At 68.6% G+C, this 15,604-nt stretch carries 14 protein-coding genes; 5 read left to right on the top strand and 9 right to left on the bottom strand.

Going from position 1 to position 15,604, the window contains the following annotated elements; translation table 11 throughout:
• Window positions 1–21 precede the first annotated feature (21 nt).
• Entirely contained in the window at window positions 22–1,170 is a 1,149-nt protein-coding gene (locus ACWPOB_RS19830) for an acyl-CoA dehydrogenase family protein (RefSeq protein ID WP_100055894.1), read from the bottom strand.
• A gap of 163 nt (window positions 1,171–1,333) precedes the next feature.
• Between ACWPOB_RS19830 and ACWPOB_RS19825 the strand changes: the two genes are divergently transcribed.
• From ACWPOB_RS19825 to ACWPOB_RS19805, 5 genes are all read left to right on the top strand, one after another.
• Window positions 1,334–2,128 (top strand): SDR family NAD(P)-dependent oxidoreductase, encoded by a 795-nt coding sequence (locus tag ACWPOB_RS19825; RefSeq protein ID WP_100055895.1) that lies wholly within the window; start codon window positions 1,334–1,336, stop codon window positions 2,126–2,128.
• Window positions 2,129–2,148: 20 nt separating this feature from the next.
• On the top strand, window positions 2,149–2,586 hold the full coding sequence (locus ACWPOB_RS19820) for an acyl-CoA thioesterase (protein WP_100055896.1): 438 nt from the start codon (window positions 2,149–2,151) through the stop codon (window positions 2,584–2,586).
• A 359-nt stretch (window positions 2,587–2,945) separates the two neighbouring features.
• Window positions 2,946–3,437, top strand: coding sequence for a nuclear transport factor 2 family protein (locus tag ACWPOB_RS19815; protein WP_144415056.1), 492 nt, complete (start codon window positions 2,946–2,948; stop codon window positions 3,435–3,437).
• 33 nt (window positions 3,438–3,470) lie between these two features.
• Window positions 3,471–4,214, top strand: a complete 744-nt coding sequence (locus ACWPOB_RS19810; RefSeq protein ID WP_006934121.1) for an acetoacetate decarboxylase family protein — start codon at window positions 3,471–3,473, stop codon at window positions 4,212–4,214.
• A gap of 340 nt (window positions 4,215–4,554) precedes the next feature.
• Window positions 4,555–5,817, top strand: coding sequence for a cytochrome P450 (locus ACWPOB_RS19805; RefSeq protein WP_455401849.1), 1,263 nt, complete (start codon window positions 4,555–4,557; stop codon window positions 5,815–5,817).
• A 103-nt stretch (window positions 5,818–5,920) separates the two neighbouring features.
• Here ACWPOB_RS19805 and ACWPOB_RS19800 read toward each other — a convergent pair whose 3' ends face one another.
• From ACWPOB_RS19800 to ACWPOB_RS19765, 8 genes are all read right to left on the bottom strand, one after another.
• Window positions 5,921–7,165: a cytochrome P450 gene (locus tag ACWPOB_RS19800; RefSeq protein ID WP_455401848.1), complete on the bottom strand. Its 1,245-nt coding sequence runs from the start codon at window positions 7,163–7,165 to the stop codon at window positions 5,921–5,923.
• A gap of 45 nt (window positions 7,166–7,210) precedes the next feature.
• The gene (locus ACWPOB_RS19795; protein WP_100055899.1) at window positions 7,211–8,044 is read right to left on the bottom strand and encodes a mycofactocin-coupled SDR family oxidoreductase; all 834 of its coding nucleotides are present in this window, start codon (window positions 8,042–8,044) and stop codon (window positions 7,211–7,213) included.
• Between the two features lie 193 nt (window positions 8,045–8,237).
• Window positions 8,238–9,929 carry an FAD-dependent oxidoreductase gene (locus ACWPOB_RS19790; RefSeq protein WP_455401847.1) on the bottom strand — a complete coding sequence of 564 codons (1,692 nt, stop codon included), beginning with the start codon at window positions 9,927–9,929 and terminating at the stop codon, window positions 8,238–8,240.
• Window positions 9,930–9,953: 24 nt separating this feature from the next.
• On the bottom strand, window positions 9,954–10,481 hold the full coding sequence (locus ACWPOB_RS19785) for a nuclear transport factor 2 family protein (RefSeq protein ID WP_100055541.1): 528 nt from the start codon (window positions 10,479–10,481) through the stop codon (window positions 9,954–9,956).
• A gap of 41 nt (window positions 10,482–10,522) precedes the next feature.
• On the bottom strand, window positions 10,523–11,350 hold the full coding sequence (locus ACWPOB_RS19780) for a mycofactocin-coupled SDR family oxidoreductase (protein ID WP_100055540.1): 828 nt from the start codon (window positions 11,348–11,350) through the stop codon (window positions 10,523–10,525).
• A gap of 255 nt (window positions 11,351–11,605) precedes the next feature.
• Window positions 11,606–12,880, bottom strand: coding sequence for a cytochrome P450 (locus ACWPOB_RS19775; protein WP_100055539.1), 1,275 nt, complete (start codon window positions 12,878–12,880; stop codon window positions 11,606–11,608).
• Window positions 12,877–13,953: an LLM class flavin-dependent oxidoreductase gene (locus tag ACWPOB_RS19770; protein ID WP_100055538.1), complete on the bottom strand. Its 1,077-nt coding sequence runs from the start codon at window positions 13,951–13,953 to the stop codon at window positions 12,877–12,879. The genes ACWPOB_RS19775 and ACWPOB_RS19770 overlap by 4 nt, the downstream gene beginning before the upstream one ends.
• Window positions 13,938–15,590 carry an AMP-binding protein gene (locus ACWPOB_RS19765; protein ID WP_455401858.1) on the bottom strand — a complete coding sequence of 551 codons (1,653 nt, stop codon included), beginning with the start codon at window positions 15,588–15,590 and terminating at the stop codon, window positions 13,938–13,940. Before ACWPOB_RS19765 ends, ACWPOB_RS19770 begins: the two co-directional genes overlap by 16 nt.
• Window positions 15,591–15,604 lie beyond the last annotated feature (14 nt).

Below are 15,604 nucleotides of genomic sequence, written 5' to 3'. Positions count from 1 at the left end.
CCTCTGGTCCGCATTCTGCCCCTAGTGGGCTTCCTTCACGAGTTGCTTGGCCAGGGAATCGAAGATCACCTCGGTCGAGCCCTCGTAGATCCGCATGGGACGGGCCTCCCGGTAGAGGCGCTCGAGCTTCCCGCCGCGCACGAGCCCGAAGCGGCCCATGATCTGCACCGAGCGGTCGACGACGCGGGCGGCCGCCTCGGTGGCACCGACCTTTGCCATCGACGACAGGTGCAGATTGGCGCGTGCGTCGCGGGCCGACGCGGCGGCCGCGCGGTAGGTCAGCGAGCGCGCCATCTCGATGTCGGTCCAGCAGGAGGCGAGGTGCTCGGGCACCGATCCGAGACGCGCGAGGCTGACGCCGAAGCCCTCCCGGGTCTTGGCGTGGGCGACAGCCTCGTCCAGCGCGGCCTGGGCCACGCCGACGGCGGCGCCGGCCACGGACACGCGGAACGTGGCGAGGGTCGCGAGGACGAGCCCGAAGCCCTTGCCCGGTTCCCCGATGCGGTTGCCGACCGGAACCTCGACGTTCTCGAGGATGACGTCGCTGAGCACGTGGGGCGCGATGATCTGGTGCGGGCGCTCGATGCGCAGGCCCGGCGCGTCGGCCGGGACCAGCACGAGGGAGTATCCGTCGCCCTCGCGGGCGAGGATGCTGTAGAAGTCCGCGTCGCCGCCGTTGGTGATGAAGGACTTGTGCCCGTCGACGATCAGCTTGCCGTCGCGCTCGACGACGGTGGTGCTGAGTGCCTTGAGGTCGGAGCCGACGTGCGGCTCCGTCAGGCCGAGCGCGGCCACGGCCTCGAGCCGGGCCACCTTGGGCAGCCACTCCGCCTTGAGTTCCTCGGAGCCGCCGACGCTGATGCAGTAGCTGCCGATGCCCTGCATGCCGAACATGGAGTCGAGGTGGGCCGACTCGGCGGCGAGGGCCTCGCGCACGATGGTCACCGCGAGCGAGTCGACCTTCTCGAAGCGACCACCGTAGGCAGCCGGCACGACGACCTCGGTGAGCCGGGACGCGGTCAGCCGCTTGCGGACGTCCGGATCGAAGCTGTCCGCCTCGTCGGCGCGCGCGGCGACGTCGGTGCACTCGGCCGCGAGGTCACGGGCTTCCCGCTGGAGGTCGAGGTACCGCTGCGGCAGGGCGAACAGGTCCTGCTGGTCGTCACTCACCTTGTACTCCGTTCTGGCGATGCGTCCGATCCACCGGGTGCGACACGGCGGTGTGACTCGGCGCGGTCTCGGCCATTGTCGTGAACTGGATCACTATCCGCTAATCTATGATCACAATAGCAAGGAATTGGATACCGTCAACCAGGACCAGTGGAGGAACTCGATGACCGATTCAACGACCGGCCGGACCCGCCCGGGGTTCGACCCCGCGCGCGCGTTCGATCTGACCGACCGCACGGCGATCGTCACCGGCGGCAGCCGGGGCCTCGGCCGCGCCATGGCGTTCGGGCTGGCTCGCGCCGGCTGCGACGTCGTCATCGCCAGCCGTGACCTGGCCTCCTGCCAGGCCACCGCCGACGAGATCACCGAGGAGACGGGACGCAAGACGCTTGCGCATTCGTTCCACGTCGGCAGATGGGAGTCGATCGAGGAACTCGTCGAGGCGGCCTACGGCCACTTCGGGAAGATCGACGTGCTGATCAACAACGCCGGCATGTCCCCGCTGTACGACAGCCTCGACACCGTCAGCGAAACGCTGTTCGACAAGGTGATCGGGGTGAACCTCAAGGGCCCGTTCCGGCTCGCGGCACTCGTCGGAACCCGCATGGCGCAGGGCGACGGCGGATCCATTATCAACATTTCCAGCGCCGGGTCCGTCCACCCCAGGCCGGACATCCTGCCCTACGCCGCCGCCAAGGCCGGACTCAACGCCGTTACGATCGGCATGGCGCACGCGTTCGGTCCCACCGTGCGCAGCAACGCAATCATGGCCGGCACCTTCCTCACGGACGTGAGCAACTCGTGGGACATGGAGGCGTTCTCCCAGCGGGCGCAGCGCTTCGCCGCCAAGCGCGGCGGACAGCCCGACGAGATCGTCGGCGCCGCCCTCTACCTCGCGAGCGACGCCTCGAGTTTCACGACCGGCTCCATCGTCACCGTCGACGGCGGCCACCCCTGATCCACCCGGAAGGACACGACATGACCACCGCCACCACCGCCGTCACGCAGCAGCGCTTCCAGCTCGCCTACGGCGACTGCGACGCCGTCGGGATCTCGTACTTCGCCATCAACTACCCGTGGATGGAACGCACGTACAGCGTCTGGCTGCACTCGTTCGGCCTCGACAGCCACACGTTGCTCGACACCGTCGGCGTCTACACCGTGGGCCTGAAGTCGGAGTGCCAGTACATCACCAGCTGCGAGGTGTTCGACGAGCTGACCTGCACGGTCGTCCTCGACCACCTCGGCACCACCTCGTACGCGCTGGGATTCGACTTCGAGCGCGGCGACGAACTCGTCGCCCACGGCAAGATCACGTTCGCCGTGCGCGGCGCCGACGGAAACAAGGCCCCGATCCCGGAGCGGCTGCTCGCCGCCCTCCGGACGCTGGAGCCGCCGAAGACGACGGAACAGTAGTTCCCGCGCGAGTTCCCGCACGCGAAGGGGGCGTCCACTCCACCGAGTGGACGCCCCTTCGACATCTTCGGCGTACGCGAAATCCATTGACAATCCCCAAATTCCGCATACAGTCGTCAGCATCGGTGACCTGGATCACTTCGACTCCGGTCCCGAACCGTCCGCGGAGGCGCTCGCCCCTGAGCGACGCAACTCCCGCTCGACCGTCGATTCGACGATCCGCAGAGGCCCGAGCGACCGCAGGAGAGCCCACGTCCCATCCAGCCGATGCGCGAGCATCGACGGCGGCTTTCCTCGGGACGGACCTGTCGACCGGCGCGGGAGCAGCCCGCCCCGGAATCACGAAAGCGAATATGGACATGGGAACCAACGAAAAGAAGGTCGTACAGAACTGGCTCGCCGCCGTCCGCGGCGATTCGGAGGGGGTGGGAGACGCGTTCACCCGCTACTTCCATCCCGATGCCACCTGGACCCTCATCGGATCCACTCCCATCTCGGGCACCTACAAGGGTCTCGAGTCCATCCAGAACGACTTTCTCGGCGCGAACTTCCGCGGCGAGGAGCGCGAAGGCCCGTCCGTGCAGGGCCTGAGCCAGGAGTACGGCATCAAGCCACTCGAGGTCGAGGACGTCCTCTCCCTCGAGGACGGGCGCGTCGTCGTCTTCTGCCGCTCGGATGGCATGGGCCGCAACGGGGTTCCGTACAAGAACCAGTACTGCTGGATCGTCACCGTCCGCGACGACAAGATCGCGGCCATGCTCGAGTTCTGCGACACCGCCCTGATCGAGCAGGCGCAGTTCGACAAGATGATCGTTCCCCGGGGTACCACCACCCCCGTCTACGAACACTGATCCGCCACATTTCCCTCGACGCAAGGAGCAATCATGGCCAAGCAGGGACGACTCACCCGGGAGAAATTCGGCTACACGATGCCGGTGGACGAGCCGCTCTACCCGAAGCCGCCCGTCTACTATCGCGACATGGAGACCATCACGGTCGCCTACGAGACCGACGAGAACGCCGCGCTCGACCTCCTTCCGGAAGCAGCGGGTTTCGAACTCACTCTCCCCGCAACCGTCCGCATCGTCATCGCCAAGATGCCGTTCACAACGTTCGGCGCGTACGAGGAGGCTTACCAGTTCCTCGACTGCACGTGGGAGGGCGAGCCGTGCATCTATCCCGTCCGCATCCTGCTCAACCAGGAGTCGGCACTCGCCGCCGGCCGTGAGATCTGGGGCAACCCCAAGAAGTTCGGCCACATCGAGTGGCAGCAGGAAAGCGAGGTCATGCAGGGAATCGTGGAACGTCCCAAGGGAAGCCGCATCTGCACCGTACAGATGAAGCCGGAGCGTCCGGTCGACCTCGAGCCCTACGACATGAAGCCGATGGGCCTGCGGGTCATCCCGAATCCCGAGGGTGGGGATCCGTCGCTCGCGGATCTGGTGCTCAACTCCTGCCGTGTGACCCCGAAGCAAGCATGGTCCGGGCGCGGCTCGATCTCGTTCGGTGTGGAATCCGAACTCGATCCATGGCACACCCTGCCGATCAAGCGGATCACAGACGCCCTCTACGTCCGCTCGGACATGGACGTCGCGCCGACAGCGAAGGTCGTCAAACGGTTCTTCTGAGCACGCGCTGCGGGTTCCAACATGCGCAGCCGGCTCGGATCGGACGATGAGAACGACGCGGTGCTCGCCGACTACCGCCGGCGTGGCAGCACCGTCGAGCTGGACGGCGGATTCGGTGCGGGCGCCCACTCCTCACGAGTGGGCGCCCGTTCCCGTCGAGAACTCGTTTCACCGATATGCGTTGACATCATTCGAATCGTATTTATAGTTATCAGCACCTAGTGATCCGGATCACTGTCCACCTCCGGCCCCAGACCCTCGGCGGAGCGGCACGACCCCGACCGGTGCTCCCGGCACCGATCCTGCTCGACCCTCGATTCGACGATCAGGAGATCCCAGAGTGACCGCAGTCGATCCCCGCCCCATCGCCCCCGACATCCTCTCCCCCGAGTTCCTCGACAACCCGTACCCGCTCCACCGCGTGTTGCGCGACCACTACCCGGCCCTGCACCACGAGGGCACGGACAGCTACCTGATCAGCAGGTATGCCGACTGCGCCGAGGCCTTCCGCAGCCCGAAGTTCTCCAGCCGCAACTACGAATGGCAGCTCGAGCCCATCCACGGCCGCACCATCCTGCAGATGGAAGGGCGCGAGCACTCCACGCACCGCGCGCTGCTCAACCCGTTCTTCCGCGGCAACGGACTCGAACGCTTCATGCCGGCCATCACCCACAATGCCGCCCAGCTGATCGGCGACATCGTCGCGCGCAACGCCGGCGAGCTGCTCGGCGCGGTGGCCCGGCAGGGCGAGGCCGAACTCGTCTCCCAGTTCACCAGCCGATTCCCCATCAACGTGATGGTCGACATGCTGGGCCTGCCCAAGAGCGATCACGAGCGGTTCCGCGGCTGGTACTTCTCGATCATGGCCTATCTCAACAACCTGGCCGGAGACCCCGAGATCAACGCCGCCGCCGAACGCACCCATGTCGAGCTGCGCGAGTACATGCTGCCGATCATCCGCGAACGACGCTCGGGCGACGGCGACGACCTGCTCTCGCGTCTGTGCCGCGCGGAGGTCGACGGCGAGCAGATGTCCGACGAGGAGATCAAGGCCTTCGTCAGTCTGCTCCTCGTCGCCGGTGGCGAGACGACGGACAAGGCCATCGCCAGCATGATTCGCAATCTGATCGACCATCCCGATCAGATGCGGGCCGTCCGCGAGGACCGCAGCCTCGCCGACCGCGTCATCGCCGAGACGCTGCGGTACTCCGGACCCGTCCACATGATCATGCGCCAGACCGAGGACGAGGTGCAGATCGAGGACTCGACCATCCCCGCAGGGGCGACGTGCATCATGATGCTCGCGGCCGCCAACCGCGACGAGCGCCACTTCTCGAATCCGGACGAGTTCGACATCTTCCGAACCGACCTCAACGTCGACCGGGCATTCAGTGGTGCGGCCAACCACGTGCAGTTCATCCTCGGCCGCCACTTCTGCGTGGGCTCGATGCTCGCGAAGACGGAGATGACCATTGCGCTAAACCTCGTACTCGACACGATGGACTCGATCGAGTACCAGGACGGGTTCGTACCGCGCGAGGAGGGCCTCTACACCCGCAGCATCCCCGAACTGCGCGTGAAGTTCGACGGGAAGCTCGGCTGACATCCCGCCGGATCGCCGGCCGTCCGCGTATGCGATCCGCATGCGCGGACGGCCGGCACTGCCGCGTCGGCGAAAGCCGGCACTGCCGCGTCGGCGAAAGCCGTTACTGCAGCGTGTAGTCCGTCAGCACCCGGCGACCGGGCGTGAAGGTGGCCGGGATGCGCTGGTAGCCGGTGTTCACGCCCTGCCGCGGGTACGGCTGCAGCGCCGCGAGGTCGACGTCGTAGTCCGGCATCCGTTCGAGCACCTGGCTGATCAGAGCCTGCGACATGTACCGGCCGAGGTGCGATCCGGCGCAGCGGTGCACACCGATGCCGAAGGCGGTGTGCCGATTGGGCCACCGTTCGATGTCGATCTCGTCGGGCTTGTCGAACAGTTCCGAATCGCGATTGGCGGAGGCCCAGGACAGCAGCACCCGGTCGCCCTTCTGCATGGGGCAGCCGTGGAACTCGACGTCGTGCGTCACGGTGCGGGCGAGCGCCTGGGTCGGCGAGAAGTACCGCAGGAACTCCTCGATGGCGTGATCGAGGAGATCGGGGTGGTCGATGAGACGCTGCCGCACGTCCTTGTGGCGGCTGAGCCAGACCAGCGAGTTGCTCACCAGGGAGGCGGTGGTGCCGACGCCGCCGGAGATGAGCAGGTCGACGATCGCGAACACGTCGTGATCGTTCATCGGGCTGCCGTCGACCTCCTGCTGGACGAGGTAGCTGATGATGTCGTCCTTCGGATCCCGTCGCCGTTCGGTGATGGTCTGCTCGATGCGTCCGGCCAGGTACGGGAAGTCGACCTCGACCGCGCGGGTGTGCTCCGGGGTGCCCGGAATTCCCGCGAGCACCTGGAAGTGGGCGTTGGAGTAGCGGCGCCACTCCGAGACGTCGAGTCCGAGCCACTCCACCGTGACGATCGAGGGCACTCCGATGACCGACGTCAGGTCGCACTCACCGCTCTCGATCACGCTGTCGATGAAGCCCGCGACGTGCCGGTCGATGGTGGGCTTCATCTTCTCGACGGCGGCCGGCGCACTGACCGGGTTGACGATCCTGCGGTACTTGCGGAACTCCGGGGGATCGAGCTCGATCGGAATGTGGTCGTGATGCGGGGTTTTCGGGATCACCACGGACAGCCCGTCGCCGCCGTACTCGCTGCGCGCCGAGGAGAACGTCTCGTCGTCGCGGGCGGCGTCGAAGACCGAACTGTAGTCGGAGAGCACCCAGTAACCGCCGTGTGCGGGAGTCCAGCCGATCTTGACGGTTTCGCGGATCTTCCGGTACGACTCGGCCGGGTCGGCCGAGTGCTCGGGCGAGTTGTGGTCGAAGTGGACGACCGGACAGCGAGCGGGGCTTTCCATCGTGCGTTCCTTCCGGGACGGGATTCGTTGGCGGCGAATCGGGTTCTAGGACTTGGCGAGCAGTCCGGCGTCGATGGGCAGGACCACGCCGGTCACATACCGCGCCTCGTCGGAGGCCAGCCAGACCAGGGCGTTGCTGATGTCGACGGCCTCGACCCAGGGGACGTCGAGTTCGTTGCGCCGGCGGCAGTGGTCGACGATGTCGGCCTGCGTGGGCGACTCGAGGTCCGGACGGTAGATGCGGTACATGGCGTCGTTCTCGATCATGTCCGTCCGGACGGTGCCGGGATTGAGGGTGTTGACCCGGATGCCGTGTTCGCCCAGCTCGTTGGAGAGGGTGCGCATGAGGCTGACCACCCCGCCCTTGCTGGCGGCGTAGTGCCCGAGGTTGCGGCTCGCCCGGATTGCGGCGACCGAGCTGGTGAGCACGATCGCGCCGCCGGTACCCTGCTCGATCATCCGGGGCACGACGGCCCGCACGGTGTGGAAGACACCGGTGAGGTTGACGTCGATGACGTTCTGCCATTCCTCGTCGCTGAGATGCCAGGTAGGCGTGAAGCTGACGATGCCGGCGTTGGCGCTGACGATGTCGAGGTGCCCGAACTGGTCGACGGCGTCCGAGACGAGGAGGTCGAGGGCCGCCTGGTCACGCACGTCGACCACCCGGGAGAGACAGCGGCGGCCGGTCGCCTCGACGAGCCGCCGGGTCTCGGCGAGGTCGTCGGTGGTGGCGAGCGGATACGCGACCGTGTCGACGTCCTTGCAGGAGTCGAGGATGACGACGTCGGCGCCCTCCTCCGCGAGGCGGACGGCGTTCGATCGTCCCTGGCCCCGGGCGGCGCCGGTGACCAGCGCGACCTTTCCGGCTACTCGTCCCATGGGTGCTCCCGTTCTCATTCTATGCATATTGTGACGAACCGCACTTTAATGCTTATCATGATTATTAGCTAGACGGTCCGCAAGGGGCGAAGGTCCCGGAGTCGCGCGCACGCCAGTCAGCCGCGACAGCAACGGCTGTCGCAGCTGACCGGGGACCGCGCGGATATTCGGCAGGGATCCCTCCCTTGATCCGTCAGGCGAGCGACACCGGCCGCAACGGCGCCGCGGCCGGATCCGCCGACGGCTCGGCCGCGCCGACCGACGCCCGTGCCGCGGCCCGGCCCGCCCGGTAGCCGAACACCAGCGCAGGGCCCAGGGTTCCGCCGGCTCCGCCGTAGACCATCCCGGTGGGGGCCGCCATGACGTTTCCGGCGGCGAACAGTCCGGGGATGACCCGATCGTCGACGTCGAGGACCGCGCCGTCCGCGTCGGTGCGCGGACCGCCCTTCGTGCCGAGCGTGCTGCTGTGGATCTGCACCGCATGGAAGGGGGCCCGCGCGACGGGTCCCAGGGTGGATTCCACGCCGGGGTACTTGTTCTTGTCACCGACAAACCCGTCGTACACGCTCTCGCCGCGGTGGTAGTCGCTGTCGTGGCCCCGGCGCACGTCCTCGTTCCAGTGGGCGACCGTCGATTCGAGGGTGTCCGTGGGGACGTCGATCTGCCGTGCCAGATCGGCGAGAGTGTCGGCCCGTACCACCCACTCCGGGGCTTCGGTGCCCGGCGCGGCCCCGAACGCTCCGTACTTCTCGACGTGGTCGGCGTCGAAGATCAGCCAGCACGGCTGGTTCAGGTAGTCGAAGTCGTGTGCGTCGAGCTGGTGGAACGCCCCGCCGAGCGCGTTGTAGTTGGTCGCCTCGTTGGTGAACCGCCGGCCGAGCCGGTTGACCATGATCGAGTGCGGCGCAGTGCGCTCCCGGTGCACGAGCTGGACGGCCTGGGCACCGTTCGCCCGTTGCCCGGGCAGCACCGCGACCGGCGCCCACCAGGCCTCGCGCATGTTGCCGAGCTGCGCGCCGACGCGCATCGCCATGCGCAATCCGTCCCCCGTGCACGTGGGCACGGTGGCCGGGTGCGCCATCGGTCCGCGCAGGAAGTCGCGCCGCAACCGCTCGTCCCATTCGAAGCCGCCGGTGGCGAGCACGACGCCGTGCTCCGCGCGCACGTCGTGCGCCCCGTCCCGCCCCTCGAACCGCACGCCGGTGATGCGGCCGGACTCGTCCTGGATCAGCCGCACGCCCCGCTCCCCGGTGTGCACGGAGACGCCCTCGTCGAGGCAGCCCTGGAGCAGGGCCGCGATCATGCCGCGGCCCAGGCCCTCCACGCGGTCCCGCTCCCGCTGCTCGAGCACGTCGGGTGGAAGGTGGCCGGTGCCGCCGCCGATGGGGGTCTCCGCGACCGTCATACGGCGCGGGACGCCGACGAGCTTGTCCTCCCATCGGCCGAGGTCGATGAAGCTGAACAGGTCGGGTTCGAGGGAGCGTCCGCCCTGCGGCATGCCGCCGGGCCGCTCGGGGTGGTAGTCGGGGTAACCGGCGACGAGGCGCATCTTCAGCGGCGTGGTGTCGAGCCAGTCGAGCAGTTCGGGAACGGTGTCGACGAACGCCTCCGCGAGCTCGGGCAGGATCATCCCGTGCGACAGGGATTCGAGGTAGGCGAGGGACTGCTCGCGCGAGTCGACGATCCCCGCCTCCCGCGCGTACCGGTTGTTCGGCAGCCACGCCACGGCGCTCGACAGGCACGTGGTACCGCCGAGCAGTTCGCCCTTCTCGAACACGCCCACTCGGGCACCGCACCGGGCAGCCGACAGGGCGGCGCACAGTCCGGCGCCCCCGCTGCCGAGCACGATGACGTCGTATGCGGCCGATCCGTCGTTGTCTTGCATCGCAATTCCCTCTCTCGGGGTGGTTCAGTCGAAGGTGGGTGACGGACTCGGTCGGAGTCGTCCGTCCTGCTCGGCGAGGGGCGGCGGGTCGGGTGCTGTCGCAGCCGTGAGGACCGTCCCGTACGTCGCGGTCGGCGTCGCGTACCGGACCTCGAGCCGGCGTTCGCCGAAGTACCAATGCCCGTTCCGTCTGACGTAGCGGTCGTGGTACCGCAACGCGAGGATGTTCTGCACCCCCGCCTGCGCGAACTCGACGTGGCAGGGCACGACCCCCTGCGCCGTGTCCTCATCGGTGAAGTCCACCGTGCCGGGGTGCGGGGTGTGCACGCTGACCCCGTCGTATCCGTCGAGCGCGGCACGAACGTAGGTGACGATCGCGCCCCGCCCCCACAGCGATTCCGACAGACCGTGGAACGCGGCGTCCGGCGCGTACAGCGCGGCCAGCGTCTCCATGTCGTGGTCGTCGACGGCCAGGGCGTACCGCGTCGCCAGTTCGCGGATCTCGAGGACATCCTCCGTCCGTCGCGGGTGGCGGTCCCGGCCGTCGAGCATGTCGTGTCCTTCCGTCGCGGAGCGCGTTTCGGGGCCTGTCACTACTTCACCAAGGCGCCGGCGTCGATCGGCATCGTGATGCCGGTGACGAAGCGGGACTCGGCTCCGGCGAGGAACAGAACGGCGTTGCTGACGTCGTCGGGTTGCACGAACGGGACGTCGAGGGCGTGCATGCCGTGCAGCAGGGGTTCGACCTGTTCCCGGGTGGGCTGCGGCTCGTCCGGGAGGAACAACTTGTAGATCGCGTCGTTCAGCAGCATCCGGGTCTCCACGTTGGTCGGCAGGACCGCGTTGACCCGGATACCGTCGGGGCCGAGTTCGTTGGCGAGACTGCGCATCACACCCAGCACGCCGTGCTTGGCCGCCGCGTAGTGGGCGTTGTTCGGCAAGCCCTTCAGTCCGGCGATGGAGCTGATCAGCACGATGCTGCCGCCGCGGCCGCCGGCACGCAGGTGCGGGACGGAGGCCTTCACCGTGTTCCACACGCCGGTGAGATTGATGTCGATCATGTCGCGCCAGATCTCGTCGGTGAGCTCCTCGACCGGATAGCTACCGGCGATCCCGGCGTTGGCGACGACGACGTCGAGGCGGCCGAACCGCTCGACCCCCGTCGCCACGGCCTTGGCGACCGCGGCCGAATCCCGCACGTCCGCTTCGGTGGCGACGATCTGCCGCCCCTCGGCCTGCACCAGGCGGACCGTCTCGTCGAGGTCCGCCCGGGTGGCCATGTCGTACGGGGCGCCCTGCACCGGAGCGCACAGGTCGAGCGCGATGATGTCGGCGCCCTCGCGGGCGAGGCGCACCGCGTGGTTGCGCCCCTGCCCCCTCGCCGCACCGGTGACGAAGGCAACCATGCCGTCGAATCCCATGACGTGAACCTCTCTCTCGACTCGCTCTTCGGTTCGCGTCACGGACCGGGCGACCGTCCCCGCGAGGGGGTCGGCCGGGCTTGCGTGCAGAGCGGTGGATCGCGAGACGCGAGAAAACGGAAGCGGAAGGAATCTCTGCATATGATTATGCTCACATGGAGCCCGGGAGGTCAATGGTCGATTCGGGGAACACCCCCGGATGCGCGGTCCGCCCGTCCCGTTCCGCCGGCGCGAAATCCCTTGAAGGCGAACCCGTCAGATCGAGAAGGGGCGCGCGTTCCCGGCCGTGGGGCCGATACGCGGTCCCGGCGTGAAGCGCGCGGGAATTCGCTTCCAACCGGGATTGACCGCCTGGTGCGCGAACGGCACCACCCGGTCGTGCAGGATTTCGTAATCCGGCATGCGGCGCAGGATCTGGCCGAGCATCTCGAGGGACAGCGCGCGGGCGATGTGCGCTCCGGCGCACCGGTGCACACCCATGCCGAACGCCGTGTGCCGGTTCGGCCACCGCTCGATGTCCACGGTGTCCGGGTCGTCGAACGCCTTCGGGTCGCGGTTCGCCGACGCCCAGCCGAGGAGCACACGATCGCCCGTGCGGAAGTCGTGCCCGTGGAACTCGACATCCCGAGTCACCGTGCGGGCCAAGGCCTGCGTGGGCGAAAAGACGCGCAGGAACTCCTCGATCGCGCGCGGCAGCTTCTCCGGGCGCTCGGCCAGGGTGCGGCGCAGCTCGTGGTTGCGGTCGAGGTACATCAGCGTCTGGCTGACGAGGGAGGCGGTGGTGCCCACGCCGCCGGAGATCAGCAGCTCCGCCATGGCGAACACCTCGTCGTCCGTGACGGGCCGGCCGTCCACCTCCGAGCCGACGAGGTGACTCAGCACGTCCTCCCGCGGACGTACGCGCCGCTCGGCGATCGCGGCCCGCAGTTGTTCCTCCATCCACGGGAACTCGACGGAGATGGCGTGCTCGAACTCCGGCGTGCCGGGCAGGTCGGAGAGCGCCGCGTGATGGGCATGCGCGTAGCGCTCCCAGTCCGTCGGCGGCAGGCCGAGCCAGTCGATCGTCACCACGGCCGGCACGCCGATGACCGTCGCGAAGTCGCACGTGCCGGCCTCGATGACCTGGTCGATGAACCACGTCGTGTACTTCTCGATCGCCGGCCGCAGGTGCTCGACGGCCGCCGGGGAGGTCAGCGGGTTGATCAGCTTGCGGTACTTGCGATGTTCCGGAGGATCGAGTTCGACGGGGATGTGGTGGTTCACCGGCGTCTTGGGGATGACGGTGGCCAGGCCGTCGCCGCCGTAGGGGCACCGCGCGGACGAGAAGGTCTGGTCGTCGCGGGCGGCCTCGAACACGCCGTCGTAGTCGGTGAGCACCCAGAAGCCGCCGTGACGGGTCGAGCGGACCACCGGCCCTGTCGCCCGCATCCGACGGTAGGAGCCGACCGGGTCCTCGGCGTGCGCGGCGGAGTTGTGGTCGAAGTCGACCACGGGACAACGCGGTTCGATGCTCCGGTCGTCGAGTGTCATCGGACTCCTCCTGTCGGGCTCGTGTACGCGATCGCCGAGGGGTCCGCCATGGTGCGGGCGTCGATCGACACGATCTCGCGCATTCCGGGAACGATGTCGCGGCCGAGGTCGTCGAGGTACGCGACGACGTCGTCGGCCGTCATGTCGGGCCACTGTGCGCGCACGATCACCGGATCGACCGGCACCTGCGCCGCGAGAGCGCGCAACTGGCCGAGACAGTCGTCGGGGGTTCCGACGATCGCCTCCTCGGCGGCGACCTGCCGGAATCGTTCGGTGAGCGCGGTGGCATCGCGGGTGTCCAGTTCCCGCTGCGCGTAGGCCAGGAGGCGGTCCCGCGCCATGGATTCGAAGCGCCGGAACGCATCCTCGGTGGTGGCGCCGGGAACGATCTCGCGGCGCAGCGGATGCCGCGCCACCGGCGGCCGCCCGTGCCTGTGCCGCGCCGCGGCATAGACGCCGAACATGCGGTGCATGTCGTCGGTCCGGGTTTCGGGCGTCACCGGCCACGCGTCGCCCAGTCGCGCGGAGCGCCGGACGCCGGAATCCTTCAGTGCGCCGATCCAGATCGGCGGGTGGGGATCCTGCCAGGGACGGATGTGGGTCTTGACCCCGTCGAGCCGCCAGAACTTGCCGTGGAAGTCGACCTCGTCCTGCGTCCACATGAGCCGGATGATCTGCAGCGCCTCGTCCATCATGGCGAACCGCCGGTCGAAGTCGACGCCGAACGCGGCGAACTCCTCGCGCCGGTATCCCGCGCCGGCGCCGACGATGAGATTGCCCCGGGTCAGGATGTCGAGAGTGGCGAGTTCCTCGGCGAGCGCGACCGGATGGAACAGCGGCACCTGCACCACCATCGTGCCGATCTTCACCCCGGGGTCCAGTTCCGCCGCGATCCGCGCCAGGGTCGGGATCGGCTGCAGCCAGCGCAGGTTGCCGTAGATGTAGTGGTGGCCCATCACGATGTAGCGCACGCCGTTGCGTTGCGCGGCCTCGACCTGGCGCAGCAGTCCGTCGAGGTGCTCGCGCGGCGACAGCGTGGAGTGCACGTCGCCGAGGATCACGCCCAGGTCCATGTCTTCCCCGCTTCCGTCGACGGCTCGAGCAGCCAGTGCCGCAACTTCGCCTTGGCGACCTTGTTCAAGGTGGCGCGCGGGAACTCCGGCACCAGGTGGACCTCGCGCGGTCGTTTGAAGTCGGACAGCAGTTCTGCGCAGGCCTGTTCGATGTCGGCCGGCAGGCCGTCGGGTGCGGCGCCGTCCGGAATCACGAACGCGACCGGGACGTCACCGAGCATCGGGTCCGGTTTCGCCACGACGGCGGCCTCCCGGACGCCGGGCACCGCCGCGACCACGCGTTCGATCTCGGCGGCGGCGACGTTCTCACCGCCGACCTTGAGCATGTCCTTGGATCGCTCGACGAACCACAACTGTCCGGAGCGGTCCTGGCGCACCCGGTCTCCGGTGCGGAACCAGCCGTCGGCGGTGAAGGCCTCCCGCGTCGCGTCGTCGTTGTGCAGGTACCCGGCGAACAGGGACACGCCCGGTGTTCCGCGCACCCACAGGTCACCCACCGTGCCGGGCGCGACGGGACGGCCGTCGTCGTCGACGACGGCGACGGCGTATTCGGGGGCCGGACGTCCCATCGCCCCGTCGGGGTCGGGATGGGCCAGTTCGCTGACGACGGGGTGCGACACGGTCTCCGTCATGCCGAACCATCCGGTCATACGGATCCCGTCGGCCACCGAGTGCTGCGTCGCGCTGCCCGACCAGTGCCGGTAGGTGTGGTCGGCCGGAACGGGAGCACCGTCGAGGGCCCGGAGCATGAACGACACCACCGATGCCCACGTGCACCGGTGCCGGAGCGAGACGTCCCAGAAGCGGGACGCGGAGAACTTCGGGGTCAGCACCACGGTGGCCCCCACCCACAGCAGTCCCAGGAACGAGTAGCCCAGGGCGTTGGTGTGGAACAGCGGCAGGGTGATCAGCCCGACGTCGGTGCCGCGCAGCCCGGCGTGGGCGGCGTTGACCTGTGCGGCCCAGAGGCAGTTGGCGTGCGTCCAGACCACGGCCTTGGGCCGCGCCGTCGTCCCGGAGGTGTACTGGATGCTCGCGGGCGCGAGCGGATCGATGGACACCGGCGCGGGTGCCCCGGCGGTCCGTCCGAGCGCGCCGAGGCTGCCGGACGCGCCGTCGGGCACGGTGCCCCCCGGTGCCGCGGCCTGGAGGGTCTCGGTGCCGCCGGTCGTCGCGATCCACTCGAGTCCGGGCATGGCGGCCCGTGCGGCCTCGGCCGACCGGGTTCCGATCAGCGCGGCCCGGGGGGCGCAGTGCCGGTCGTAGTAGGCGAGTTCGTCGGCGCTGCTGCGGGTGTTGAGGCACACCGCGACCGCGCCGGTCGACACGATCGCCGCCCATCCGACGAGGAAGTCGGGGCAGTTGTCCATCAGCAGCACCACACGGTCACCGGGTGCGATGCCGCGCGCCTGCAGTCCGGCGGCGAGCCGATCCACCGCGGCGGCGAATTCCGCGTAGCTCCAGCGCTGCGCCTCGGCGCCGGTGTGCGGCTCCCAGATGAGGAAGGTCGTCTCCGGCCGGTCGGTGCGCCACCGGTCGAGCAGCCACGGCACGGTACGGCTTCCGGTAGACGCGCGGACGGCGAGGTCGGGTGCCGGTCCGTCGAGGATCGGGTACGCGGGAGCGTGTGCGGGCATTCGGGTTTCGGTGG

The sequence above is a fragment of the Rhodococcus sp. 2H158 genome, assembly GCF_053764755.1.
Note: the sequence above shows the minus strand (reverse complement) of the source record. Positions and strands in the feature narration are given on the sequence as shown.